Origin of the sequence: Mycobacterium sp. G7A2 (assembly GCF_041902445.1) — a bacterium.
GTDB lineage: Bacteria > Actinomycetota > Actinomycetes > Mycobacteriales > Mycobacteriaceae > Mycobacterium.
This window is the reverse complement of record NZ_CP169251.1, coordinates 4,220,131-4,243,952: the sequence shown is the minus strand read 5'-3', so window position 1 is coordinate 4,243,952 and position 23,822 is coordinate 4,220,131. Positions and strand designations below refer to the sequence as shown.

The 23,822-nt window shown below is 67.3% G+C and carries 25 protein-coding genes and 1 pseudogene; 2 read left to right on the top strand and 24 right to left on the bottom strand.

Annotated elements, in window-relative coordinates; all coding sequences use genetic code 11:
- Window positions 1-57: 57 nt before the first annotated feature.
- The 13 genes and pseudogenes from nuoK to ACEWX3_RS20105 all read right to left on the bottom strand — a co-directional run bounded on the left by nuoK (window position 58) and on the right by ACEWX3_RS20105 (window position 11,841).
- Window positions 58-357: an NADH-quinone oxidoreductase subunit NuoK gene (gene nuoK, locus ACEWX3_RS20165; RefSeq protein ID WP_207068925.1), complete on the bottom strand. Its 300-nt coding sequence runs from the start codon at window positions 355-357 to the stop codon at window positions 58-60.
- Window positions 354-1,082, bottom strand: a complete 729-nt coding sequence (locus ACEWX3_RS20160; RefSeq protein WP_207068924.1) for an NADH-quinone oxidoreductase subunit J — start codon at window positions 1,080-1,082, stop codon at window positions 354-356. Before ACEWX3_RS20160 ends, nuoK begins: the two co-directional genes overlap by 4 nt.
- 193 nt (window positions 1,083-1,275) lie before the next feature.
- Window positions 1,276-1,776: pseudogene (nuoI, locus tag ACEWX3_RS20155) on the bottom strand (NADH-quinone oxidoreductase subunit NuoI); the annotation flags it as partial.
- Complete coding sequence (gene nuoH / locus ACEWX3_RS20150; protein ID WP_374157470.1) at window positions 1,769-3,085, bottom strand: NADH-quinone oxidoreductase subunit NuoH; 1,317 nt, start codon at window positions 3,083-3,085, stop codon at window positions 1,769-1,771. The gene nuoH and the pseudogene nuoI, both read right to left, overlap by 8 nt.
- Entirely contained in the window at window positions 3,082-5,466 is a 2,385-nt protein-coding gene (locus ACEWX3_RS20145; RefSeq protein WP_374157469.1) for an NADH-quinone oxidoreductase subunit G, read from the bottom strand. The genes nuoH and ACEWX3_RS20145 overlap by 4 nt, the downstream gene beginning before the upstream one ends.
- Window positions 5,463-6,821 carry an NADH-quinone oxidoreductase subunit NuoF gene (gene nuoF / locus ACEWX3_RS20140; protein WP_221348631.1) on the bottom strand — a complete coding sequence of 453 codons (1,359 nt, stop codon included), beginning with the start codon at window positions 6,819-6,821 and terminating at the stop codon, window positions 5,463-5,465. The genes ACEWX3_RS20145 and nuoF overlap by 4 nt, the downstream gene beginning before the upstream one ends.
- On the bottom strand, window positions 6,818-7,693 hold the full coding sequence (gene nuoE, locus ACEWX3_RS20135; protein WP_221348629.1) for an NADH-quinone oxidoreductase subunit NuoE: 876 nt from the start codon (window positions 7,691-7,693) through the stop codon (window positions 6,818-6,820). Before nuoE ends, nuoF begins: the two co-directional genes overlap by 4 nt.
- The gene (gene nuoD / locus ACEWX3_RS20130; protein WP_207068919.1) at window positions 7,690-9,018 is read right to left on the bottom strand and encodes an NADH dehydrogenase (quinone) subunit D; all 1,329 of its coding nucleotides are present in this window, start codon (window positions 9,016-9,018) and stop codon (window positions 7,690-7,692) included. The genes nuoE and nuoD overlap by 4 nt, the downstream gene beginning before the upstream one ends.
- Window positions 9,018-9,704: an NADH-quinone oxidoreductase subunit C gene (locus tag ACEWX3_RS20125; protein WP_207068918.1), complete on the bottom strand. Its 687-nt coding sequence runs from the start codon at window positions 9,702-9,704 to the stop codon at window positions 9,018-9,020. Before ACEWX3_RS20125 ends, nuoD begins: the two co-directional genes overlap by 1 nt.
- Window positions 9,701-10,255, bottom strand: a complete 555-nt coding sequence (locus ACEWX3_RS20120) for an NADH-quinone oxidoreductase subunit B family protein (protein WP_152516343.1) — start codon at window positions 10,253-10,255, stop codon at window positions 9,701-9,703. Before ACEWX3_RS20120 ends, ACEWX3_RS20125 begins: the two co-directional genes overlap by 4 nt.
- Window positions 10,246-10,647, bottom strand: coding sequence for an NADH-quinone oxidoreductase subunit A (locus tag ACEWX3_RS20115; protein WP_152516344.1), 402 nt, complete (start codon window positions 10,645-10,647; stop codon window positions 10,246-10,248). The genes ACEWX3_RS20120 and ACEWX3_RS20115 overlap by 10 nt, the downstream gene beginning before the upstream one ends.
- A gap of 301 nt (window positions 10,648-10,948) precedes the next feature.
- On the bottom strand, window positions 10,949-11,362 hold the full coding sequence (locus ACEWX3_RS20110) for a hypothetical protein (RefSeq protein ID WP_374157468.1): 414 nt from the start codon (window positions 11,360-11,362) through the stop codon (window positions 10,949-10,951).
- Window positions 11,363-11,442: 80 nt separating this feature from the next.
- Window positions 11,443-11,841, bottom strand: coding sequence for a DUF4440 domain-containing protein (locus tag ACEWX3_RS20105; protein WP_207068916.1), 399 nt, complete (start codon window positions 11,839-11,841; stop codon window positions 11,443-11,445).
- Between the two features lie 43 nt (window positions 11,842-11,884).
- Between ACEWX3_RS20105 and ACEWX3_RS20100 the strand changes: the two genes are divergently transcribed.
- Complete coding sequence (locus ACEWX3_RS20100) at window positions 11,885-12,514, top strand: class I SAM-dependent methyltransferase (RefSeq protein ID WP_374157467.1); 630 nt, start codon at window positions 11,885-11,887, stop codon at window positions 12,512-12,514.
- A gap of 5 nt (window positions 12,515-12,519) precedes the next feature.
- Here ACEWX3_RS20100 and ACEWX3_RS20095 read toward each other — a convergent pair whose 3' ends face one another.
- The 11 genes from ACEWX3_RS20095 to ACEWX3_RS20045 form a co-directional block, all read right to left on the bottom strand.
- Window positions 12,520-12,864, bottom strand: coding sequence for a DUF6285 domain-containing protein (locus ACEWX3_RS20095; RefSeq protein WP_207068914.1), 345 nt, complete (start codon window positions 12,862-12,864; stop codon window positions 12,520-12,522).
- Window positions 12,861-13,829: a phosphotransferase family protein gene (locus ACEWX3_RS20090; RefSeq protein WP_286183659.1), complete on the bottom strand. Its 969-nt coding sequence runs from the start codon at window positions 13,827-13,829 to the stop codon at window positions 12,861-12,863. Before ACEWX3_RS20090 ends, ACEWX3_RS20095 begins: the two co-directional genes overlap by 4 nt.
- Window positions 13,826-15,070 (bottom strand): acyl-CoA dehydrogenase family protein, encoded by a 1,245-nt coding sequence (locus ACEWX3_RS20085; protein ID WP_207068913.1) that lies wholly within the window; start codon window positions 15,068-15,070, stop codon window positions 13,826-13,828. The genes ACEWX3_RS20090 and ACEWX3_RS20085 overlap by 4 nt, the downstream gene beginning before the upstream one ends.
- A gap of 41 nt (window positions 15,071-15,111) precedes the next feature.
- Window positions 15,112-15,726 (bottom strand): TetR/AcrR family transcriptional regulator, encoded by a 615-nt coding sequence (locus tag ACEWX3_RS20080; protein ID WP_207068912.1) that lies wholly within the window; start codon window positions 15,724-15,726, stop codon window positions 15,112-15,114.
- 5 nt (window positions 15,727-15,731) lie between these two features.
- Window positions 15,732-16,646: a hydroxymethylglutaryl-CoA lyase gene (locus ACEWX3_RS20075; RefSeq protein ID WP_374157466.1), complete on the bottom strand. Its 915-nt coding sequence runs from the start codon at window positions 16,644-16,646 to the stop codon at window positions 15,732-15,734.
- Window positions 16,643-17,851 (bottom strand): CaiB/BaiF CoA transferase family protein, encoded by a 1,209-nt coding sequence (locus tag ACEWX3_RS20070; RefSeq protein ID WP_374157465.1) that lies wholly within the window; start codon window positions 17,849-17,851, stop codon window positions 16,643-16,645. Before ACEWX3_RS20070 ends, ACEWX3_RS20075 begins: the two co-directional genes overlap by 4 nt.
- A gap of 5 nt (window positions 17,852-17,856) precedes the next feature.
- Complete coding sequence (locus tag ACEWX3_RS20065; RefSeq protein WP_374157464.1) at window positions 17,857-19,065, bottom strand: alpha/beta fold hydrolase; 1,209 nt, start codon at window positions 19,063-19,065, stop codon at window positions 17,857-17,859.
- 63 nt (window positions 19,066-19,128) lie between these two features.
- A complete protein-coding gene (locus tag ACEWX3_RS20060) occupies window positions 19,129-20,244 on the bottom strand; it encodes a homogentisate 1,2-dioxygenase (RefSeq protein ID WP_374157463.1) in 1,116 nt (371 codons plus the stop codon).
- 71 nt (window positions 20,245-20,315) lie between these two features.
- Entirely contained in the window at window positions 20,316-20,705 is a 390-nt protein-coding gene (locus tag ACEWX3_RS20055; protein ID WP_374157462.1) for a nitroreductase/quinone reductase family protein, read from the bottom strand.
- Window positions 20,706-20,735: 30 nt separating this feature from the next.
- Complete coding sequence (locus ACEWX3_RS20050; RefSeq protein WP_374157461.1) at window positions 20,736-21,899, bottom strand: acyl-CoA dehydrogenase; 1,164 nt, start codon at window positions 21,897-21,899, stop codon at window positions 20,736-20,738.
- 36 nt (window positions 21,900-21,935) lie between these two features.
- Window positions 21,936-22,499, bottom strand: a complete 564-nt coding sequence (locus ACEWX3_RS20045) for a TetR/AcrR family transcriptional regulator (RefSeq protein ID WP_207068906.1) — start codon at window positions 22,497-22,499, stop codon at window positions 21,936-21,938.
- Between the two features lie 335 nt (window positions 22,500-22,834).
- Here ACEWX3_RS20045 and ACEWX3_RS20040 point away from each other — a divergent pair, with 335 nt between their 5' ends.
- The gene (locus ACEWX3_RS20040; protein ID WP_374157460.1) at window positions 22,835-23,809 is read left to right on the top strand and encodes an esterase family protein; all 975 of its coding nucleotides are present in this window, start codon (window positions 22,835-22,837) and stop codon (window positions 23,807-23,809) included.
- Window positions 23,810-23,822: the final 13 nt, after the last annotated feature.

Genomic DNA, 23,822 nt, shown 5'->3' with positions numbered 1-23,822 from the left:
TCTCTGTTCTTCGCGCAAGCGCTCATCAGTGCCTTCTCTTCTTCGCGCAAGCGCTCATCAGTGCTTCAGCAGGTTCGCCGCGTCGACATTGGCAGAGCGGCGCGACCGGAAGATGGTCATGATGATGGCCAGCCCGATCACGACTTCACAGGCAGCGACCACCATGGTGAAGAAGGCCACCACTTGTCCGTCCAGCTGGCCGTGCATCCGCGAGAACGTGACGAAGGCGAGGTTGGCGGCGTTGAGCATCAACTCGACACACATGAACATGACGATGGCGTTGCGACGCAACAACACTCCGGCGGCGCCGATGGTGAACAGCAGCGCCGACAGATACAGGTAGTAGTCAGGACTCATCGATCACGCCCGCGCGAGTTGTCGTCCTGGCCCTCCGTGGGCACCCGCCGCACCTGCAGAGTCGCGCTGACCGACAACGAGGATGCCGAGCCGTCGGGCAGACGGGCCGGGACGTCGACCGCGTTGTGGCGGGCGTAGACACCCGGGTTGGGCAGCGTGGTCGGATACCCACCAGGGGCGAAACGCTCGATCGCCAGCTCGCGCTGGGTTTTACGTCGCTCGGTGCGTTCACGGTGGGCCAGCAGCATCGCGCCCAGCGTTGCGGTGATCAGCAGCGCGCCGGTCAGCTCGAACGCCCACAGGTATTGCGTGAAGATCAGCGCGGCCAGACCCTCGACGTTGCCGTTCTGGTTCGCGGCGTCCAGGCCCACGAAGCCCGCGACTGCGACGTTGCCGATACCGGCGATCAGCAGGACCCCGAAACCGATACCGATGCAGATCGCCGCGAGCCGCTGTCCACGAAGGGTTTCCACCAGCGACTCCGACGAATCCACCCCGATCAGCATGAGCACGAACAGGAACAGCATCATGACCGCTCCGGTGTAGACGACCACCTGAACCACCCCCAGAAACGGGGCATCCTGCGCAATGTAGATCACCGCGAGCGCAATCATCGTGGTGGCCAGCGAGATCGCCGAATAAACCGCCTTGGGAGCGGCGACCACCCCGATCGCCCCTACCACGGCCACCAGGGCCAGCACCCAGAACAACACGGCTTCACCCATTGGTGCTCCTTACGTGCGCGACGCCATTGTTGTCCGTTACGTGCGTGACGCCATTGTTGTCCGTTACGTGCGTGACGCCATTGTTGTCCGTTACGTGCGTGACGCCATTGTTGTCCGTTACGTGCGTGACGCCATTGTTGTCCGTTACGTGCGCGGCGCCATTGCTGTCCCGTCGGTGTGCGGTGCTCTGACGGGTGATGTTGCCGAGGTAATAGTCCTCATCGGTGCTGCCCGGGGCCATCGGGTGCGGCGGTTGCTGCATCCCCGGCTCGAGCGGCGCCAACAACTTGTCCTTGCCGTAGATCAGGTCCGCGCGATTGTCATCGGCCATCTCGTAGTCGTTGGTCATCGTCAGCGCCCGGGTAGGGCAGGCCTCGATGCACAGGCCGCAGCCGATGCACCTCAAGTAGTTGATCTGATAGACGCGCCCGTAACGCTCGCCGGGGGAATACCGTTCGGCGTCGGTGTTGTCGGCGCCCTCGACGTAGATGGCGTCTGCCGGGCAGGCCCAGGCGCAGAGTTCGCAGCCGATGCACTTCTCCAGGCCGTCGGCGTAGCGGTTGAGTTGGTGCCGTCCGTGGTAGCGCCGGGCCACCCGGCCGGGCTTTTCCGGATACTCCTCGGTGATCGGCTTCTTGAACATCGACCCGAACGTGACGGCGAATCCTGCAAGCGCATCGAGGAATTTAGGCATGTGATTGCTCCTTGGTCGTGTGCGCCGCCGGCAGGGGAGGCACCGGGAAGGCGCCGGCCTGCGCCCCGGCGGCCGGGGTTGCGGGCGCCGGGGGCGGGCTCTCGGTCCGCGGGTTGCTGCGGATGTTGAGGAGCACCACCATGACGGCCAACCCGGCGACCCCCACCAGCGCGGTCACCCAGTCCCGCACGCCGGGCTCGACCAGCGTATGGATGACGGCGACGATCATGATCCAGCCCAGCGCCACCGGGATGAGCAATTTCCATCCCAGCACCATGAACTGGTCGTAACGCAGTCGGGGCAGCGTCGCACGCAGCCACATGAAGATGAACAGGAACAGCCATACCTTCGCGGTGAACCACAACAGCGGCCACCACCCGGCGTTCGCCCCTTCCCAGATGCTCAGCGGCCACGGCGCCCGCCATCCGCCGAGGAAGAGGGTGGTGGCCAGCGCCGATACGGTGGTCATGTTGACGTACTCGGCCAACATGAACATCGCGAACTTCAGCGACGAGTACTCGGTGTGGAACCCGCCGACCAGCTCACCTTCGGCTTCGGGCAGATCGAAAGGCGCACGGTTGGTCTCGCCGACCATCGACGTCAAATACACCACGAACGAGGGCAGCAGCAGGAAGACGAACCAGGTGCGATCCTGCGCCGCCACGATGCCCGAGGTGGACATCGTGCCCGAGTAGATGAACACCGTCGCGAAGGACAGCGCCATCGCGATCTCGTAGGAGACCACCTGAGCCGACGACCGCAGTCCGCCGAGCAGTGGATACACCGAGCCGGAGGCCCAGCCTGCCAGCACGATTCCGTACACCCCGATGGACGTCACCGCCAGGATGTAGAGCACCGCGACCGGCAGGTCGGTCAACTGCAAGGCGGTGCGGTGACCGAATATCGACACCTCACCGCCCAACGGGATCACCGCGAACGCCATGAACGCCGGGATCACCGAGATGACCGGCGCGGCAAGATAGATCCACTTGTCCACCCCGGCGGGTACGAGTCCCTCCTTCAGGGCAAGCTTGATCCCGTCGGCCAGCGACTGCAGCAACCCGTGCGGACCGACCCGGTTAGGCCCGAACCTCATCTGCATGCGGCCGAGTAGCTTGCGCTCGATCAAGATTGCCGACAACACCGTCAGCACCAGGAACGCGAACACACCGAGCGCCTTGGCAAGGATCAACCACCAGGGATCGTGACCGAACAAGGCCGGATCTGGATAGGTCGCCGCGTGTGGATAGGTCGCCGCGTGTGGATAGGTCGCCGCGTGTGGATAGGTCGCCGCGTTTATATAGGTCATTGCGTCACCCGCGCGATCGCCACCGGTTGGCCGACGGTCACCCCGAGGGTGGCGTGAACGGCGCTGCCCGCGGAGTTCAGTGGCAGCCACACCACCCCATCGACCATGTCGGTGATCTCGACGGGAAGTGTCACCGCGCCACGTTCGGTGCTGACGGTCACCGGCTCACCGGCGGCGACGCCCACGTCACTGGCCGTCGCGGCGGACAGTCGTGCCACAGCCGGTCGGGCTGTGCCCGCGAGGTGCGGCTCACCGTCCTGCAGGCGACCGGCATCGAGCAGCATCCGCCATCCGGCCAACACCACCTGACCCGCATGCGGGCGAGCCGGTTCGGGGGAGATCTGCGGTGCCGCCACCCGCTGCCCGGACCACAGACCCAGGCGGGCCCGATCGGCGTCGGCGGCGTCGGCAGTGGGCAGTCCGAGGTCGACTCCGACCTCGTCGGCCAGGAAGTTCAGCACCCGCGAGTCGGGGATCGCGTTGGTGCGCAGTGCCGCCTCGAAGCGACGCCGGCGGCCCTCCCAGTTGAGGTACGAGCCGGTCTTCTCCACGGCCGGCGCGACGGGGAACACCACGTCGGCGCGCTGCGTGATGTCGCTTTCCCGGAGCTCCAGGCTGACGACGAACGGCGCGGCCTGGACCGCGGCCAGCGCTGCCGCGGGATCGGGTAGGTCGGCGAGTTCGACACCGCCGACCAACAGTGCCTGAAGTTCGCTGGCGCGGGCGGCGGCCAGAATGGCTTCGGTGTCGCGCCCCACGGTGTCGGGCAGACGGTCCACGCCCCACGCCGCTGCTGTGGCGGCGCGGGCTCGCTCATCGGCCACAGGTCGCCCCCCCGGCAACAGGTTCGGCAGCGCGCCGGCTTCCAGTGCGCCGCGCTCCCCGGCGCGGCGCGGGACCCAGGCCAGTCGCGCGCCGGTGGACTCAGCGAGCCGGCCGGCCGCCGACAGGGCGCCCGGCGACGTCGCGAGGCGTTCACCGACCAGGATGAGCGCTCCGGGCATCGAGAGCAGCTCGTCGCGCTCGAGCTCGGACAACGCGCCCGCCTCTTCGCCGGGACGTGCGCTGATCAAGGTTCCGGCCAGCTTCTCGAGACCCCGGGACGCGAACGGGGCGATCGACAAGACCCGGAGAGCATTGCGCCGCAAGGCTTTCCGCAGCCGCAGGAACACGATCGGTGACTCCTCTTCCGGTTCGAACCCGGCGAGGAGCACGGCGGGGGCCTTCTCCACGTCGGAGTAGGTGACCGTCATCGGCGACCCGGCGACATGGTGGGCCAGGAACTCGGCCTCCTCGTGGCTGTGCGGTCGCGCTCGGAAGTCGATATCGTTGCTGTTCAGCACGATGCGGCTGAATTTGGCGTACGCGTAGGCGTCCTCGACGGTGGTTCTGCCGCCGACGAGCACGCCTGTTCGTCCCCGTGCCGACGCCAGACCTGCGGCAGCGACGCCGAGCGCCTCGGACCAGGAGGCGGCCCGCAGTTCGCCGCCGTCGCGCACCAGTGGAGTGGTGAGGCGATCGCCCACACCGGTGTAGGTGAACGCCCATCGGCCCTTGTCGCAGTTCCACTCCTCGTTGACCTCGGGGTCGTCGCCGGCCAGTCGGCGCAGCACCGCGCCGCGCCGGTGGTCGGTGCGCTGCGCACAGCCCGAGGAACAGTGTTCGCACACACTCGGGCTGGACACCAGGTCGAACGGCCGGGCCCGGAACCGGTAGGCGGTCCCGGTCAGTGCGCCCACCGGGCAGATCTGCACGGTGTTGCCCGAGAAGTACGACTGGAACGGCTCTCCGGGCGCGATACCGACCTGTTGCTGCGCGCCGCGCTCGAGCAGGTCGATGAAGCGGTCCCCGGCGATCTGGTCGGAGAAACGGGTGCATCGGGCGCACAGCACGCAGCGCTCGCGGTCCAGCAGCACCTGTGACGAGACCGCGATCGGCTTCGGGAACGTCCGTTTGACGTCCTCGAACCGGGTTTCCGCGCGGCCGTTGGACATCGCCTGATTCTGCAGCGGGCACTCACCGCCTTTGTCGCACACCGGACAGTCCAGGGGGTGGTTGATCAGCAGCAGCTCCATCACACCCTGCTGCGCCCGGTCGGCGGCCTCGGACGTGAACTGGGTGCGCACCACCATGTCGGGGGCGACGGTGGTGGTGCACGAGGCCAGCGGCTTTCGCTGGCCCTCGACGTCCACCAGACACTGACGGCAGGCGCCGACCGGCTCGAGCAGCGGATGATCGCAGAACCTCGGTATCTGCACTCCCATGAGTTCGGCGGCCCGGATCACCAACGTGCCCTTGGGCACGCTTACTTCGGTGCCGTCGATCGTCAACGTCACCATCTCGACCGGCGGTGCGTCGTGGCTGTGTTCGGCGAGCGTCATACCCCGACCCCTTCCGGCGCGGACAGCATGGAGGCGTGCGGGTCGAAGGGACAACCCCCGTCGAGGTGGGTCTCGTACTCGGCGCGAAAATACTTCAGCGACGAGATGATCGGGCTGGCCGCACCGTCTCCGAGCGCGCAGAAAGATTTGCCCAGGATGGCGTCGGAGATGTCGAGGAGCTTGTCCAGGTCGGCTTCGGTGCCGGCGCCTTCCTCGAGGCGCCGGTAGATCTGTGCCAACCAGAAGGTGCCTTCGCGGCACGGGGTGCACTTGCCACAGGACTCGTGTGCGTAGAACTGTGTCCAGCGGCGCACCGCGCGAACCACGCACGTGGTCTCGTCGAAGATCTGCAGCGCCTTGGTGCCCAGCATCGACCCAGCGCCGGCCATCCCCTCGTAATCCAGTGGTACGTCGAGATGTTCGTCGGTCAGCAGCGGTGTCGACGACCCGCCCGGGGTCCAGAACTTCAGCCGGTGTCCGGCACGCACACCGCCGGCGTAGTCGAGCAGTTCGCGCAGCGTGATACCCAGTGGCGCCTCGTACTGCCCGGGGTTGGTCACGTGCCCCGACAGCGAATAGAGCGTGAAACCGGGTGATTTGTCCGAGCCCATCGACCGGAACCAGTCGACACCGTGGAGCAGAATCGGCGGCACGCTGGCGATGGATTCGACATTGTTGACCACCGTCGGACAGGCGTACAGGCCGGCCACCGCGGGGAACGGCGGCCGTAGCCGAGGTTGCCCGCGGCGCCCTTCGAGCGAGTCCAGGAGCGCGGTCTCCTCACCGCAGATATAGGCCCCCGCACCGGCGTGCACGACGAGTTCCAGGTCGAACCCCGACCCGTGGATATCGGTGCCCAGGTGACCGGCGGCGTAGGCCTCGGCCACCGCCTCCTGCAGACGTCGCAGTACCGGTACCACCTCGCCGCGCACATAGATGAACGCGTGGTGTGCCCGGATGGCATACGCCGCGATGATGGCACCCTCGATGAGGAAGTGCGGGGTGGTCAACATCAGCGGGATGTCTTTGCAGGTGCCGGGTTCGGATTCGTCGGCGTTGATCACCAGGTAGTGCGGCTTGGCGGCGGCGTCCTCCTGGCCGGGGGCCTTCTGGTCGGTCCGCGGGCTGCGCACCTGCGGGATGAAGGACCACTTGGTGCCGGTGGGAAACCCTGCGCCGCCGCGGCCGCGCAGGCCCGCGTCTTTGACGGTGGTGATGACGTCGTCGGGACTCATCGCCATGGCGCGCTGCAGCGCCTGGTAGCCGCCGTGGCGCAGATAGGTCTGCAACGACCACGGCTCGGGGTCATCCCAGAACCGGCTCAGCACGGGCGTGAGGGGGGTGTGTGCAGTCACTGCGAGTCGGCCGCCTTCGGATCGGTCTCGGGCGTGGCCGGTCGGGCCGGCACGTCGGCGGACGGCGCGGGCGCCGGCTGATCCCGCACCGCTTCGGCGGCTTCGGCTTGATCACTTCCGGGGTCGCCGGACACGCTGTCGGTCGCCGGCCGGTCGGGCGGCGGTGCAGCCATCCCGCGTTCGTGAGCGCAGCGCAGGCCGGCCAGGGTGGCCGGGCCGGCGGGCGCCGCGGTGTCCGGACTCCCGGAGTGAGACAGGCCCGCAAGAGTTCTCGCGGTTTCGCGGAACGTGCACAGTGCTGGGCTGCGCGAGGGTACGGGCGGGTTGCCCGAGCGCAGGGCGTCGACGAGGTCACGGGCGGACGACGGGGTCTGGTTGTCGAAGAACTCCCAGTTGACCATCACCACGGGTGCGTAGTCGCACGCCGCGTTGCACTCGACGTGCTCGAGGGTGACGACGCCGTCGTCGGTGGTCTCGCCTGGGCGGACGCCGAGGTGGTCGGTGAGCGTCTCCAGGATCGCGTCACCACCCATGATGGCGCACAACGTGTTGGTGCACACCCCGACCAGGTAGTCGCCGGTGGGGGTGCGCCGGTACATCGAGTAGAACGTCGCCACCGCGGTGACCTCGGCGTCGGTCAGCCCCAGTTCGGCGGCGCAGAAGGCGATTCCGGCCGGGGTCAGACAGCCGTCTTCGGCCTGCACCAGATGCAGCAACGGCAGCAGGGCCGAGCGTGGATGGGGGTAGCGGCCGATCACGGTCGCCGCATCTGCGCGTAGCCGAGTGGTCACCTCGTCCGGATAGCGGGCGGGGCCGTGGATCGGCGGGCCGGGCTCGTCAGGCTGCTGGCCGAGTTCGAGAAAGATAGTCACCTGTCCACCCCGCCCATCACCGGGTCGATCGACGCCACCGCCGAAATCGCGTCGGCAACGAGTCCGCCCTCGCACATCGCCGCCACCGCCTGGAGATTGGTGAACGAGGGATCCCGGTAGTGCACCCGGTACGGTCGGGTGCCGCCATCGGAAACCATGTGGACACCGAGTTCCCCGCGCGGCGATTCCACCGCGACGTAGACCTGACCCGCCGGCACCCGTATTCCCTCGGTGACGATCTTGAAATGGTGGATCAGCCCCTCCATCGAGTGACCCATGATCTTGGCGATGTGCTCGGCGGAGTTGCCCAACCCGTCCGGTCCGAGTTTGAGGTCGGCGGGCCACGCGAGCTTCTTGTCGGTGATCATCACGGGTGCACCGCTGCTCTGTTCGAGTCGCTGAATGCACTGCTCGACGATGCGTAACGACTCGCGCATCTCCTTGACCCGGATCAGGTACCGCCCGTAGGCGTCGCAGCGGTCATCGGTGATGACGTCGAAATCGTATGTCTCGTAACCACAATAGGGTTGTGACTTACGCAGGTCGTGGGGCAGTCCGGTGGATCGCAGAACCGGGCCGGTCACCCCCAGCGCCATGCAGCCGGTCAGGTCGAGGTAGCCGACACCTTGGGTACGGGCCTTCCAGATGTAGTTCTCGTTGAGTAGGTCCTCGAGATCGCGCAGGCGTCTGGGCAGCAGGTCCATCAGTTCGTGCAGCTGCGGCAGCGCCTCGACCGGAAGATCGACTGCCACCCCACCGGGACGGATGTAGGCGTGGTTCATCCGCAGCCCGGTGATCGTCTCGAAGATCGACAGGACGAGCTCGCGTTCGCGGAACCCGAGGAACATCGCGGTCATGGCGCCCAACTCCATGCCGCCGGTGGCCAGTGCCACCAGGTGGCTGGAGATCCGGTTGAGCTCCATCAACATCACGCGGATCACCGAAGCGCGCTCCGGGATCGCGTCGGTGATGCCCAGCAGCGCCTCCACCCCCAGGCAGTAGGCGGTCTCGTTGAAAAACGGTGACAGATAGTCCATTCGGGTCACGAACGTCACGCCCTGCGTCCAGGTGCGGTACTCCAGGTTCTTCTCGATGCCGGTGTGCAGATACCCGATCCCGCAACGTGCCTCGACGATCGTCTCGCCCTCGATCTCCAGGATCAGGCGCAGCACGCCGTGTGTGGACGGATGCTGGGGGCCCATGTTGACGACCAGACGCTCGCCGGCGTGCTCCCCGGCGTTCTGCCTCGCCGCGGTGACGACCTGATCCCAATCTTGACCGCCGACGACGACCACCCGCTCGGGTGGGTTCTTCGATGTGGTCATCAGTTGTAAGCCCTCCGCTCGTCGGGCGGAGGAATCTCGGCTCCGTGGTACTCCACCGGTATGCCGCCCAGCGGGTAGTCCTTGCGTTGGGGGTGTCCCACCCAGTCGTCGGGCATCTCGATGCGCGTCAAAGAGGGATGGCCGTCGAAGATGACGCCGAAGAAGTCATAGGTTTCGCGTTCGTGCCAGTCGGTGGTCGGATACACCCCGTACAGCGACGGGATGTGCGGGTCGGAGTCGGGTGCCGTCACCTCGAGGCAGATCCGGCGGTTGTGCGTGATGGAGCGCAACGGGTAGACGGCGTGCAACTCACGTCCCTCGTCGTCGGGGTAGTGCACACCGCTGACACCCAGGCACAGCTCGAATCGCAGATCGGGATGGTCGCGTAGCTGCTGGGCCACTGTGACGAGGTGCTCGCGGCGGATCTCCAGAGTCAGCTGGTCGCGGTGGACCACCACCCGCTCGACGGCATCGGAGAGCGGCACCGTCGCCTCCAGCGCAGCGCCCAGTGTGTCGACGACGTCGTCGAAGTAGCCCCCGTAGGGACGCGGTGAGCCGCCGGGCAGGGCCACCGGTCGCACCAGACGTCCATAACCCGACGTGTCGCCGCTTCCTCGGGCCCCGAACATGCCGCGGCGCACGCCGATGACCTCCGGCCGGGTTTCACCGCTGTCCTCGCCGCTCACCTGAGCAGCCCCTTCAGCTCGATGGTCGGCGGTATCGCCAGCGCGGCCTGCTCGGCTTCCCGGATCGCCTCCTCGCGATTGACGCCCAGCGGCATCTGCTGGATCTTGTCGTGGAGTTTCAGAATGGCGTGCAGCAGCATCTCCGGCCGCGGTGGGCACCCGGGAAGGTAGATGTCGACCGGAACCACATGGTCGACGCCCTGGACGACCGCGTAGTTGTTGAACATCCCACCCGAGGATGCGCAGACCCCCATGGCCAGCACCCATTTGGGCTCGGCCATCTGGTCGTAGATCTGGCGCAGCACCGGCGCCATCTTCTGGCTGACCCGCCCGGCCACGATCATCAGATCGGCCTGCCTCGGCGTCGCCGAGAAGCGTTCCATGCCGAACCGGGAGATGTCGAAGCGCGGCCCGGCGGTGGCCATCATCTCGATTGCGCAGCAAGCCAGGCCGAACGTCGCCGGCCACAGCGACCCTTTGCGCACGTATCCGGCGACCTTCTCCACGGTCGACAGCAGGATGCCGCCGGGCAGTTGTTCCTCTAGTCCCATACCAGCCCTCCGCGCCGCCACTCGTAGGCGTACGCCACCGAGACGTTGAACAGAAACAGGCCCACCGCGACGACGCCGAAGGCGCCCAGATCGTCGAACGCCACCGCCCACGGGTAGAGGAACACGATCTCGATGTCGAAAATGATGAACAACATCGCGGTCAGGTAGTACTTGATCGGCATCTTCTGCTGGGTCGCTCCGCCGGCGCCGCTCCGCAGTTGCCCGGCCGCCGCAGGCGAGGACGTGGCCATCGGCTCGATGCCGCACTCGTAAGCCTCGAGCTTCGCGCGGTTGTACCGCTTGGGTCCGATGAGCAGGGCAATGCCTACCGACCCCACGGCGAAGACAGCGGCTATCGCACCAAGCACCAGTATCGGCGTGTACAGGCTCATACTGCGCAGGCGCTCCTCGGGGCTGTCGATGTGAGCTAGCCCACAGCGTAGCCCTGTTTCGGATGCCTGCCACTCATTTTGGTTAGTATCGCTATTGGCGCCCTTCGGCGATGCCTCCTTGTCTCGAATAGGTAAGTGGGCCAGTCACTTTCATGTTCAGTGCGCGGGCAGGTCCCGAATTCGGCGCGGCTGGGCGGCGTGTTCGACGCCCGGCTGGGCCGCATGTTCCACGCCCGGGCGCACCTCTGTCTGCGCGCGGCTGGGTCACCTGTTCCACGCGCGGTCGAGTCGCGGTTTGCGGTCAGGCCGTGGTCCGCAGAAGCGCCGCCACCGCGTCACCCAACCGGATCGGGTCGATGGGGTGCGGGACGGCTGCTTCGGCGCGCGACCACCGGGCCAGCCAGGCGTCGTCGGGCCGGCCCGTCAGCACCAGCACGGGCGGGCAGTCGGCAAGCTCGTCCTTGAGTTGCTTGGCGATGCCCATGCCGCCGACCGGGGTGGCCTCCCCGTCCAGGATGGCGAGGTCGATGCCGCCGGCGTCCATGTGCCGAACCACCATCGGGCCGGTGGCGACGTCGAGATAGGTCAGCTCAGGCAGTTCAGGGTGTATGCGTTTGCCGAGTGCGAGGCGAACCTGCTCCCGGATTCGCGGGTTGTCGCTGTAGACCAGAATCCGCAGCGGCGGCCCGGAGGGCCCGCGGGACGGCACTGCCATGCGCGTGATGGTAGCCGCGGGTGAGCACGGCGTCTGCCGAAACGGCTGCCTGACCGCCGTGCCCGCCCGGCGGGGCGTCCTCAGGCTGAATCCCGTACCAGCGGCGCAAGCTCGGCCGGATCGAAATACTCGTCGATGCGGCTGATCAGACCATCTGCGTCGATCTTGATGACGATGCACACCCGCATCGCGAGGACGCCGCCGCGGTGGGTGGTGGCGTGCAGGATGTGCTGCTGGACGAAGCCGCCGGGGAACAGCTGGCGGTCGAGGATCTGATAGCGCCGCTCGACGGTGCTGTCGATGAACCAGCTGATGATCCGCAGCGAGCGGTCGCGGTCGTTGTCCCGACGGTCACCGCTCTTCCACACCCGCACATCGGTACCGAACAGCTGCGTCACCGCGGCGACGTCGCTGCGTTCGATGGCGCCGAACAGCTGCTCGGCGAGTCCTAGGACGGCGGGTTCACCGGTGGTTGACATGACGCTTGACCTCAACTCCCGTTCAGGTTGAACACTGGCAGGCATGGATCAGAGCCCCACACTGTCCCGATTCGACGAGTTCTACAAGCACCGGACACCACCGTGGGTGATCGGCGAGCCCCAACCCGCCGTCGTCGCGCTCGCCGACGCCGGGCAGATCGGCGGGCGGGTGCTCGACATCGGATGCGGAACCGGCGAGCACACCATCCTGCTGGCCGGCGCCGGACATGACGTCGTCGGCCTCGACGGCGCCCCCACAGCGGTGGACCAAGCCAGACGCAACGCCGCAGCAAAGGGCGTGGCGGCGCGCTTCGACGTGGCCGACGCGTTGAACCTCGGCGCCGAGCCCACCTACGACACCATCATCGACTCGGCGTTGTTCCACGTGTTCGACGACGCCGACCGAGCGCGCTACGTCACGAGCCTGCAGGAGGCGACCCGACCGGGGTCGGTCGTGCACCTGCTGGCTCTGTCCGACGCCGGGCGCGGGTTCGGTCCCCAGGTGGCGGAAGCGACGATCCGCGACGCGTTCCGTGACGGCTGGGTGGTCGAGGAGCTCAGCACGACCAGCTACCGCGGCGTCGTGACCGACCTTCATGCCGACATGCTCGATCTGCCCCTCGGCAGCACGGTGGACGAACCGGCGTGGCTGGCCCGCATCCGGCGCCTGTGATCGGGTCAGTCCGCGTCGGCGTAGCCGGGGTGGTCGAACGACAGGCGGTGGCGAACCAGCAGCTGCAAGACGGCGACAACCTCGTCGCCCCGGTCGTCCATCCGCCCCGCGCGGATCGCATCGGCCAGCGCCGCCTCGTCGGTGAAGCCCAGTTCTGCCAGCGCATCACGCACCGGTCCGGCGTTCTCGCCGCTCAGCTCACGCTGCACCGTGCGCAGCACGTTCACCGCCACCCGGACGTGGAAACCCACCGACCCCGAGCAGGCGTCGCGTACCTCGGCATCGAGAAAGTCGGCGACGGCGCCGACCAGCTCCGCGGCGGTGGGTCGCCCCGACAGCGACGCGCTCATCGCGGACCCCCTCCGGTCAGCAGGTCGAGAAGGTCCCATTCGGTCTCGCTGACCCGTCGGCCGATCGCGGCGAGCTCCACCGACTTCGTCTGTCCGGACAGGTGCCGCTCGGCCTGGTAGCGGCAGATCACACCCCAGCGCAACGTGGCCACTGCCAGCCACCACCGGAACGTGTCCCGGTCCACCGCGGTGCCGGCGGCTTCTTCGTAGGACACCAGGAACGTCTCGACGCCGCCGAGCCCGCCGGCGCCGAGGGACGAGGGCGCACCGAAGCGCCACGCCCGCACGCAGAACCAGGCCAGATCTTCGTACACCTCGCCGAGGTGCGTCAGCTCCCAATCCAGCACCGCCGCAAGACCCGAATCGTCGACGATGAGGTTGCCCATCCGGAAGTCTCCGTGCACCAACCTCGTCGGCGAGGGGGCGGGCCGGCTCTTCTCGAGCTCTCGGAACGTCCATTCGAACGTCGCGGTCGTGTCGCCCATCTCGTCGAGTCGTTGACGCCAGTCGGTGAGTTCATCGACACGGCTCAGCCCGATGCCGTCGAAGTCCGCGCGGTGAACGGCGGCCAGCGCCTGCGCGCACTGCCGCAGCAGTCGTGCGCGGCGGACGTCGTCGAGGCCGCGGTAGATGCGGCGCACGATCGTCTCCCCGGAGACGGCTGCACAGATCAGATACGGGTTGCCCAGCGCGGCAGCAGAATTGTCGGCGGCCAGGATGCGCGGAACCGGAGCGCCGGCTGCGGCGGCGCGCTGCTGGACTGCGGCTTCCAGTTCCATCGAGGCGTGCATGTCGTCGGGTGGGCCGGTCCGCAGGATGAGAGCGGGGGCGTCGGCGGAGCTGGTCGAGAACGCCCACGTCGTTCGGCTCGCGCCACCGGTGAGCCGCTGCAGATCTGAGACCTCGACCTCGCCGAGCGCAGGCGCGAGGACTTGTTGCAGGCTTGCGGCCAGGTCGTGGCTCACCTGGCTGCTCGCCCGAACCCGAAGAGCCGCTGCGCCACCCGGCGGATCTGGATCTCCTCGGCGCCCTCGGTGATCCGATAGCGGCGGTGGTGGCGATAGATGTGCTCGAACGGTTCGTGGCGGCTGTAGCCCACCCCGCCGAACACCTGCATGGCCCGGTCGGCGGCTTCACACACGAGGCGGTTGGCCCGGTAGTTCGCCATCGACACCTTGTCCGACACTTCCATGTGATGGTTCGCGTCGAGGTGGCTGGCGGCGTAGTAGACGAGCAGCCGCACCATCTGCGCCTCGGTCTGTAGTTCGACCAGCGGCCACTGCACGGCCTGGTTGACCGCCAACGGCTTTCCGAAGACCGAGCGTTCACCGGCGTAGGCGACGGCGCGGTCGATGCAGTACTGGGCCGCTCCCAGGCTGCTGGCGGCCTGCCGGATCCTGTTCTCGTGCAGAAACGTCTGACCGACCTCGAGGCCGCGGTCGAGTTCGCCGAGAACCGCGTCGGCGGGGACCCGGACGTTGTCGAGTTCGACCTCGCCGTGGTCGGTGGGCATGTTGAACGTCCACCAGTAATAGGGCACCGAGAAGCCCGGGGCGTCGGTCGGTACCAGAAAGGCGGTGATGCCCCGGGCCTGACCGGGCTCGCCCGAGGTGCGCGCGAACACCAGGTCATGGGTGGCTCGGTGGACGCCGGTGTTGAACCGCTTGGTGCCGTTGATGATCCACCCGTCGCCGTCGCGCTCGGCGCGGGTCTCCAGCCACGTGGCATCCGAGCCGTGGTTCGGCTCGGTCAGGCCGAACGCCATCGAGCGCTCACCGGTGATCAGCGCTTCGGTCCACTCCTTCCTCTGCGCGTCGGTGCCGAACCGGTCCATCATGATGACCTGGGGAAAGTTGCCGACGATCGAGGACTCGTCCTGCAGGTCGTTGTGCAGCCCGAGGCCCTTGTGGGCCAGATGCTCGCGGATGATCGCCATGTCGATGTTGCTGCCGTCGCGCCCACCGAATTGCGACGGGAGTCCGTAGCGTAGCCAGCCGGCAGCGTCGGCACGGCGGCGCATCTCGCCGAGCAGCTCCTCCCACTCCCGCCGGGGAACCCCGCCGTTGTCCCAATCGGTGCGGGCGTGCTCGCGGCGGTGGTCGAAGTACTGGATGTGCTCACGCTCGAGCGGTTTGATCTCCACCTCGATGAACTCGTCCATGTCGGCGAGTACGCCGGGGAGATGGTCGGGAAGGCTGAAATCCACGTTGACTCCTCGTTGTTCTTAGAGTGCGATGCCCTTGCAGTTCAACACCCGTACAGTGTTTTCTTCCAGATGCGCGACAGCGTCGCGATGGCGTTCTCGTCGTCGATGTCCAGCCCCAGCTCCGAGTTGCCGGCGACGACGGTCGTGAAGTTCTCGAACAGCAGGGCGATCGCCGCGGCGGTCCACTCCGGATTCAACTCGCCTCCGTAGCCCTGCTCCTGGGCGCGTCGCACCGAAGCCGCGATGATGTCCATTCCGAATCGGCGGAACTCGTTCTGTACCTCGGCGAAACGCGACTGCGTGGCTGCGAGCTGCGCCACGGCGATCATGATGCCGATGTTCTCTGTGAACATCGTCCAGTATCCCGACACCACCGTGGTGAAGAACGCGTCGTCGTCGGCTGAGGTGGGCAACGCGAGGCGCAACCCCGACGGTGTGACGACGTCGTGCAGGAATGACTCGGCCAGCGCGGCGAGCAGATCCTCCTTGTCGGTGAAGTACCGGTAGAACACCGCCGGCGATTTGCCGGCCGCCGAGGTGATGTCGCCGAGAGTGGTCCCGTGAAAGCCACGCTCGGCGAACAGTGTGCGGGCCGCCTGCGCGATCGCCTCCCGGGTCTGGCGTCCCTTCGCGCTGAGGTTCCCCGGATCGGGCACCGTGTTCAGTCCAGGATCCGGTCGCCGGCTCGCAGCAAGGCGCTCGGCAGTTCGTGGCCGACCGCCCGCTGCGCTACCTGGGCGGCTGTGATCGCTGCGTCGAGGTCCACGTCGACGTGAACGCCGCTGTCACGCAACAGGTATGCGAGGTCTTCGGTGGCGATGTTGCCGCTGGCCCCCGGCGCGAACGGGCATCCGCCGAGGCCGCCGATCGAGGCGTCGAGCCGGGTGACGCCGGCGCTGACGGCGGCGTACGCGCTGGCCAGGCCGGCGCCGCGGGTGTTGTGGAAGTGTGCGCCCAGGGGGACCTCGGCGATGCGCGGGCGCAGCGTGTCGATCAAGTCGGCGACCCGGCGGGGAGTGGCCGTGCCGATGGTGTCGGCGATGGCCAGGCGGTCGGCGCCGGCGTCGACCGCCGCAGAGATGACGTCGAGTACCCGTTGAGGGGGTGTCGGTCCGTCGAAGGGGCAGTCCCAGGCGGTCGCGATGATGACCTCGACGGCGACATCGCTGTCGTGGGCGATCGCGACGATCTCAGGGATCTGTGCGGTCGCCTCCGCCGATGAGCGACCGACGTTGGCGCGGCTGTGTCCGTCGGCCGCGGAGACGACGTACTCGATGGAGCCCAATCCGGCCGCGATCGCTCGTTTGGCCCCGTTGGGGCTGGCCACCAGCGCGGAGAATTCGATGTCGGGGAACTGTGGCAGCTCGGCGGCGAGCTCGGCGGCATCCGCCAGAGCGGGCACCTTCGACGGGGAGACGAACGCCGTCGCCTCCATCTCCCGCACCCCGGTGGCCGCCACCGCGGCGAGCAGTTCCAGTTTGGCGGCCAGCGGGATGGGCCGCTCGATCTGCAGGCCGTCCCGCAGGGACACATCGCGGATGTCGACGTGGACGGGTAACTCCGCGCGTTGACTCACAGCACGCCCTCCGTTCGCAGCTGGTGCAACTCGGCCTCGGTGTGGCCGAGCAGATCACCGAAGATCTCGTCGTTGTGCTGGCCGGGATGAGCTGAGCCGGCTCGGCGGATCGTGCCGGGCGTCTCGGTCAACACCGGTATGACGCCGGGGCCCTTGACGTTTCGACCGATGCGTTCGTCCCAGTGGTCGGCGATCATGCCGCGAGCCAGCAGTTGGGGATCTTCGACCACTTCGGCGACGGTGTTGATCGGTCCGGCGATCACGCCGGCCTGAGACAGCGTGGCGATGATGTCACCCGGCTCCCGGCTGCCGGCCCAGGCGCCGATGATCTTGTCCAGTTCGTCCTGGTTGCGCCCGCGCGCACCGTGATCGGCGAACCGCTCGTCGGCGGCCAGCTCGGGTTGTCCCATTGCCTGGCACAGGCGGCGGAAGACGGTGTCCTGGTTGGCGGCGATGACCACCCAGCTGCCGTCGGCGGTGGGGTAGATGTTCGACGGCGCGATACCTTCCAGCCGAGTACCGGACGGCCCCCGCACGACACCGCCGACGTCGTAGTCGGGGATGGTCGATTCCTGCACGGCCAGGCATGCTTCGGTCAGCGCCGCGTCGACCACCTGCCCGTCGCCGGTCACCGTGCGCCGGTACAGCGCCGCCAAAGCGCCCTGCGCGGCGAACATTCCGGCGAGGCTGTCGCCGAGCGACAGCGCCAGCCGTGGCGGCGGCCCGCCGGGGAAGCCGTTCATGTGACGCAAGCCGCTGGCCGCCTCGGCGACCGAGGCGTAGCCGGCCTTGTGCGCGTCGGGTCCGGTCTGGCCGTATCCGGATACCCGGACCAGGATGATGCCGCGGTTGCGTTCGCGCAGCACGTCGTAACCCAGGCCCCATTTTTCGAGCGTTCCCGGGCGGAAGTTCTCGACGACGATGTCGGATTTCTCGACCAGCTCGAGGAACAGGTCCCGGCCACGGGGCACCCGGAGGTCGAGCGTGACCGCCTTCTTGTTGCGCGCGTGCACCGTCCAGAAGAAGTGATGACCGTCCAGTTCGGCCTGACCCCAGGTGCGCAGCGGATCCGGCGCCCCCGGTGGCTCGATCTTGATGACCTCGGCGCCCATGTCGCCGAGCAGGCGGCCGGCGAACGGTCCGGAGATCAGGGTGCCGACCTCGAGGACCCTGATCCCATCGAGCGGACCGGTGGGCGGCGACATTGCGCTCACTGCGGCCTCGCGAACTGGTGCCGCACGAGCCAGTCGGTGACGATCCCGACCGCTTGGCGCAGCTTGTCGCGCTGGTCGGCGCCGGCGTAATAGTGGTTGGCGCCGGGGATCTCGAACATCTCCTTGTCGTCGTGGCCGATCGCCTCGAAGATCCGGCGGGTGTGGCTGGGTGTACAGGCATCGTCGGCGAGGTTGCCGATCACCAGCGCCGGAACCGCGATGTCCGGGCCGCACTTGACGGCGTCGCCGTGTGCGTCGTCGTAGCTCCACTGCGAGAGCCAGCTGCGCAGCGTGCAGAATCTGGCGAGGCCGACCGGACTCATGTTCACCACTCGAGGATCACCCAGATAGCAGGTTCCCGGTGTGCGTTCGTTGGGATCGACCAGCGGATCCAGCCAGCGGGGATCGGCCATCGTGCCGTGCACCACGAACGCGAACTCGTCCTGCGGAGGACCGGCCGTCCGCAGCTCGGCCAGTTTGTCCTTGACCCAGCCGGTGATCCGCCGGTTGCGTGCGATCTGGGCGGAGCGGTAGCGCTCCAGGAACTCCGCCGTGTAGGGCGGCTGGTTGGGGTTGGCCGGGTCGTACAGGTCCAGCTCCGGGTCACGTCTGGTGGGATCGGACTCGTCGAGGATCGACGCATCCAACCACTCGGTCATGGTTCCGTGTCTGCTGATGTGCGCCGCGAGCAGCATGATCCCGTCGGCGGGGATCAGACCGAGTTGAGTCAGGTCAGGGCCGTCACCCGACGGGCTGGCCGTGACGGTCGGCCGCTGCGCCTGCTGCTGGTAGAACGCCGACAGCGAGCCGCCGCCGCTCCAGCCCGCCAGAACGACCTTGGTGTAGCCCAGGCGTTCCTTGGCGTCTCGGATGCATTCGCCGAGGTCTTCGACCACTTTCTCCATCAGCAACGCGGAGTCGGTGCCCCGGAACCGGCTGTTGCAGTAGATGACGTGGTGCCCGGCGCGGGCGAGCGCATTGATCATGGGCAGGTACGCGCCGCCTCCGATCGGGTGCATGAACACCAGCACGGTGTCCGACGCGCGGTGCCGGGGTTTGAGCAGATAGCTCTCCAGCACCACCAGCTCGGCGATACCGCCGTAGACGTCTCGTACTGCTGAGTTGTTCTGATAGGCAACCAGATACGGGATCCGGTCGTAATCGTGTCTGGCCGGAGCGGGACGCTCGGTGGTGGGGGCGCTCATCAGGTTCCTCGCTTCTTCGCGCAAGCGCTCATCAGGTTTGTCGCTTCTTCGCGCAAGCGCTCATCAGTGCTGCCCGACGTCGTTGGCCAGGATCTCCGCTGACGGGATCAGGCGGCGACGTGTGTCGATGGCGATCACCTGCCAATCCACGGAGTGGAACTCGTCGAACTTGCGGCGCGCCCGTTCCCGCGCCTTCTCCGGGGCGCCGTGGTGGACGCCCTGCGGCGCGTGGGACACCAGTCCCGGTGGCATCGGGATCCCGTAGAGCGAGCCGCCGTGGAAGAACGCGATCTCGTCGAAATCCACGTTGCGGTGATACCACGGAGTGCGCTCGGTGCCGGGCACACCTTCGGCGGGTTTGGGCAGAAAGTTCATCACATAAACCCCGGTGGCCTGCATGAACAGGTGCACCGTCGGCGGCAGGTGCACGCTGTCGGAGGTCACGACGTTGTAGTCGTCGATGTTGAACGTGAACGCGAAGTTGTCGCCGCGCCATCCTTCGACGTCGAGGGGATGGTGCTGGTAGTACAGCGTCGTCGTGTCGACGCCGTCGACGGGGGAGTGCCTCAAACGGACTTCGTATTCGCCCTCGACGTGCGGTCCGTCTCCGTCCTCGCAGGGTCGGGGCTCGGGGATGACCACCTGGGACGGATCGAACGGGAAGTGGCGTCCGAGGTTTCCGGGGGGCGGCACCCGGAACTCGTCGGTCGCCTGGATCATCAGCCATGTCGAGGGTTCGGCGGGAACCTGACGCCAGGTGCACGCCTTGGGCAGGTAGATCCAGTCGCCCTTGCGGTAGTGCAGGGGGCCGAACTCCGTCTCGAGGCGACCGGTGCCCTCGTGGACGAAAGCCAGCAGGTCGCCGTCGATGTGGCGGACGAAGAACGGCATCGCTTCGGAGCGCCGCGACAGCAGCACCTGACAATCGGCGTTGGAGAACATCAGCAGGGGGGCGCCGTGCGCGTCGGTGGCGTCGGAGGGCTTCAGTTCACTGGACAGCACGTCGAGTGGCCGCAGCGGTCCGACGGTGCGGTAGGCGGTCGGATCGTGGCGGCGATACAGGTTGGCGGTGCGCCCCGTGAAGCCGCCGCGACCCAGTTCGTCGTCCTTGAGACCGTCGAGGTCGGCGTGCAGGCGCCGCGGTGTCTTCCCCTTGCGCAGGTGAACGAACGATTCCATGACCCTCCTCCATCAAAGTAAAACTGAAATTACTTTTGTTTTTTCTGCGGGTCAATGGCGTTGTCGGCTCCTCAGTCCATGAGGTCCACTCGGACGGTGAGGTGGTTGGTCCCGAAGGTGCGCACCCCGATGCTGTTGAACTGCGGCAGCTCACGCAGTCGCGCCTCGGTGTCGTCGTCGGGGAGCAGGTGCGCCGTGCCACGGTGCCAGCGTCCGTTGACCCGCACCCGCACCCGGGGGTCGGCCATGATGTTGCGCACGTAGTGCGATCTCTCGCCGAATTCGGAGACGAACCAGAACGAGTCGCCGACGCGCCGCCCACCCACCGGTGTCCTGCGCGGCTCACCGGATTTGCGCCCCGTCGTCTCGAGCAGGGTCTGGAACGGCATTCGTCTCATCACCTGATTGGCGACGTTCTTCTGGAAGAACCGGGTGATGCGGTCCCGGACGGTGTCGGCCATGACAGGCCCCTTCGTGCTCGGTACGGTCGTTCACACCATTGCGGTGCGCGGAATCGGCACCCCTATTGTCAGCGCTCCGGCGAGCTCTCGGCTGGTGTCGTAGTCGAACACCACATGCCCGGCGATCACGTCGACGTCGCGTTTGATGCGCTGCAGCGGATTGTCCAGGAAATGAGCACTCGCCCCGGATGCCCCGAGGAGGTCGGCGATCACCGACCGTGACTCGTGGACCACGTGGGCCGCGGCGAGCCTGGCCTGGCCACGCACCTCACGTGCGACCGGCTCGTCCGCGTCGACGAGCTCGTCGATCCGCGCGACGGTGTCGGCGACCAGTGCGCGCAACGCCCGCAGCCGCACCTGCGCATGCCCCAGGTGGGCGGTGGCGATCGGTTTGTCCTTCTGCATGACGCCCTCATAAGCCAGGAAGCGCTCGGCGAGGCGTTCGGCATAGATCTCGGTCGCGCGCTCGGCGCTGCCCAGTGCGGGCATCGCGGCCAGCAGGGCCAGCGCCGGCACCATCGGCCAGCGGTAGGTCGGGCAGTCGTGCACCGCAGCCCCGGGGGCCGCGCCGGAGTAGATGTCGGCCACCGAGACGATGCGGTGCTCGGGGACGAAGGCGTCGTCGATCACGACGTCGTTGGAGCCCGTCGCGCGCATCCCGTCGGTGTGCCAGACATCCTCGATCCGCGCGTGGGCCATCGGCAGGAGCGCCAGGACAGGCCGGATGCCGTCGCGGTCCTCGCGCAGCACGCCCACCATGATCCACTTGCCGTCCATCACACCCGTCGCCCACGACCACCGCCCCGTCAACCGCATGCCGCCGTCGCACGCGGTGCCGTGACCAGTCGGGGCCAGCGGGGCGGGTGCGAGGAAGGGCCGGGTCGCGAAGGCTTCCGCCTGCGCCTGCTCACTGAACAGCGCCAGCATCCAGTTGTGCAGGGCGTAGAACCCGATGGTCCATGCGCTCGAGGCGCACCCGTGTGCCATCTGGCGGACGGGTTGCAGGATCTCCCGAAACGGCGCTTGGGTGCCCCCGTAGCGCGCGGGAACCAACAGCTCGACGAAGGCGGCGACAGCGGGGTCGGACACCGTGTCGGGCGGTAGTCGCCGAAGCCGCTCGCCTTCAGCGGCCCGTTCGGCCAGGCGGGTGACGAAATCCGGCGTGAACGCAGCGCAGGCGACCGACGAGAGCATGCGCAGAACGTACCATACTGTTTGGTATGGAAAGCGTCATTGTGTGAGCATCAGGTCCAGAAAACGCTGCCGTTGATCTGTGAGCCGCTCGTCGGGCGGGGCGGCGAAGATGTGCAGAAACCCGATGCCGGCTGCGAACGTCGCGTTGGCCCGCAGGTCGGCGTCCGCCGCGGAGAAGCCGGCGTCGACAAAGGCTTGCCGCACCGCCATCAGTACCCGCTGGTCAGCGGCATGGACGCTGTCGGCAGCCGCCCGGTCGGTCCGGGCCCATTCGCGCATGGCCCGTTCGAGGTTCCATTGCCGCAGTCCGGTCAGCGAGGCCATCATCCTGCTCAACCGCTCGCGGGGGGCCAGATCGGCCAGCGCGCCGAAATCGCTGCGATCCCGATCGCGAAGCTCGGCCCACGCATGCACGACAGCGGTGCGATAACTGGCCATGTCTTTGAAATGCCAATAAAAGCTGCCCTTCGTGACCCCCAATCGGGCGCACAACCGGTCGATCTTGAGCGCCTCGAGACCGTCCTCGGCCAGAATGGAGAAACCCGCCTGAATCCAGTCGTCGACGGACAATCTGCCGGAGTTGGAGGGGCTGCTCGCCATCAGCGGAGCCTACTGAACGCGCGAGGGCCGAACTGTGGTCACCGTTTCGTCAGTCCGCCACCTGGCAGCCTTTCGACCGGTCCATTTGCCCGGTCGTCAAATTGGCTTCATGCGTCAGAATTGCAGCGTTGGGCGTGGCCGGGCTTTATCCCGTCCAATTCTCATGTTTTACTGCAATCGCGACAACTGAAGATTCTCGACCCCTCCGCACGCTATTCGGCAGATTCGGAGTGGTCAGACGGCGCGGTGAACCCATTGCTGTACCGTCGGCGACCAGGTCGGGATCCCAGGACAACCCGCTCCAGGCGGTACCGGAAGATGGATGGATTGACGGTATGAGACTTCTTGACAGGATTGCTGGGCGCTGGGCGCGCCGGCTCGGTGTGGCGGCCATGGCCGCGGCCCTGCTGCCCGGCTTGGTCGGCGTGGTCGGCGGTTCGGCCACCGCCGGGGCGTTCTCCCGGCCGGGTCTGCCGGTGGAGTACCTGATGGTGCCGTCGCCCTCGATGGGGCGCGACATCAAGGTGCAGTTCCAGAGCGGCGGCCCGAACTCGCCCGCGCTCTACCTGCTCGACGGCCTCCGCGCGCAGGACGACTTCAACGGTTGGGACATCAACACCCAGGCGTTCGAGTGGTACCTCGACTCCGGGATCTCGGTCGTGATGCCGGTGGGCGGGCAGTCCAGCTTCTACTCGAACTGGTACAAGCCGGCCTGCGGCAACAACGGCTGCCTGACCTACAACTGGGAGACGTTCCTGACCCAGGAGCTGCCCGGCTGGCTGCAGGCAAACCGGGAGGTCAAGCCCACCGGTACCGCCGCGGTCGGTCTGTCGATGGCAGGCGGCTCCGCTCTGGTGCTCGCTGCCCACCACCCGGACCAGTTCACCTACGCCGGCTCGATGTCGGGCTTCCTGAACCCGTCCGAGGGCTGGTGGCCTTTCCTGATCAACATCTCGATGGGTGACGCCGGCGGCTACAGCTCCGACGACATGTGGGGTCCGGCCGAGACCGATCCGGCCTGGCAGTACAACGACCCGATGGTGCAGATCCCGCGGCTGGTCGCCAACAACACCCGCATCTGGGTGTACTGCGGCAACGGCCAGCCCAACGAGCTCGGCGGCGGCGACCTGCCCGCCACGTTCCTCGAGGGACTGACGATCCGCACGAATGAGACCTTCCGCGACAACTACATCGCGGCGGGCGGCAACAACGGCGTGTTCAACTTCCCGAACAGTGGCACCCACAACTGGGCGTACTGGGGAGCGGAGCTGCAGGCCATGAAGCCGGACCTGCAGGCTCATCTGCTCTGATCCCCACGACGAA

Bases quoted from the DNA above. Each gene is read 5' to 3' on its own strand.
- ACEWX3_RS20065 (WP_374157464.1), bottom strand. From the start codon at position 19,065: ATGAGCGCCCCCACCACCGAGCGTCCCGCTCCGGCCAGACACGATTAC.
- ACEWX3_RS20050 (WP_374157461.1), bottom strand. From the start codon at position 21,899: ATGCTCTCGTCGGTCGCCTGCGCTGCGTTCACGCCGGATTTCGTCACC.
- ACEWX3_RS20160 (WP_207068924.1), bottom strand. From the start codon at position 1,082: ATGGGTGAAGCCGTGTTGTTCTGGGTGCTGGCCCTGGTGGCCGTGGTA.
- ACEWX3_RS20040 (WP_374157460.1), top strand. From the start codon at position 22,835: ATGAGACTTCTTGACAGGATTGCTGGGCGCTGGGCGCGCCGGCTCGGT.
- nuoK (WP_207068925.1), bottom strand. From the start codon at position 357: ATGAGTCCTGACTACTACCTGTATCTGTCGGCGCTGCTGTTCACCATC.
- ACEWX3_RS20055 (WP_374157462.1), bottom strand. From the start codon at position 20,705: ATGGCCGACACCGTCCGGGACCGCATCACCCGGTTCTTCCAGAAGAAC.
- ACEWX3_RS20105 (WP_207068916.1), bottom strand. From the start codon at position 11,841: ATGTCAACCACCGGTGAACCCGCCGTCCTAGGACTCGCCGAGCAGCTG.
- ACEWX3_RS20060 (WP_374157463.1), bottom strand. From the start codon at position 20,244: ATGGAATCGTTCGTTCACCTGCGCAAGGGGAAGACACCGCGGCGCCTG.
- ACEWX3_RS20110 (WP_374157468.1), bottom strand. From the start codon at position 11,362: ATGGCAGTGCCGTCCCGCGGGCCCTCCGGGCCGCCGCTGCGGATTCTG.
- ACEWX3_RS20120 (WP_152516343.1), bottom strand. From the start codon at position 10,255: ATGGGACTAGAGGAACAACTGCCCGGCGGCATCCTGCTGTCGACCGTG.
- ACEWX3_RS20115 (WP_152516344.1), bottom strand. From the start codon at position 10,647: ATGAGCCTGTACACGCCGATACTGGTGCTTGGTGCGATAGCCGCTGTC.
- ACEWX3_RS20100 (WP_374157467.1), top strand. From the start codon at position 11,885: ATGGATCAGAGCCCCACACTGTCCCGATTCGACGAGTTCTACAAGCAC.
- ACEWX3_RS20095 (WP_207068914.1), bottom strand. From the start codon at position 12,864: ATGAGCGCGTCGCTGTCGGGGCGACCCACCGCCGCGGAGCTGGTCGGC.
- nuoH (WP_374157470.1), bottom strand. From the start codon at position 3,085: ATGACCTATATAAACGCGGCGACCTATCCACACGCGGCGACCTATCCA.
- ACEWX3_RS20070 (WP_374157465.1), bottom strand. From the start codon at position 17,851: ATGTCGCCGCCCACCGGTCCGCTCGATGGGATCAGGGTCCTCGAGGTC.
- ACEWX3_RS20045 (WP_207068906.1), bottom strand. From the start codon at position 22,499: ATGGCGAGCAGCCCCTCCAACTCCGGCAGATTGTCCGTCGACGACTGG.
- ACEWX3_RS20145 (WP_374157469.1), bottom strand. From the start codon at position 5,466: ATGACGCTCGCCGAACACAGCCACGACGCACCGCCGGTCGAGATGGTG.
- nuoD (WP_207068919.1), bottom strand. From the start codon at position 9,018: ATGACCACATCGAAGAACCCACCCGAGCGGGTGGTCGTCGTCGGCGGT.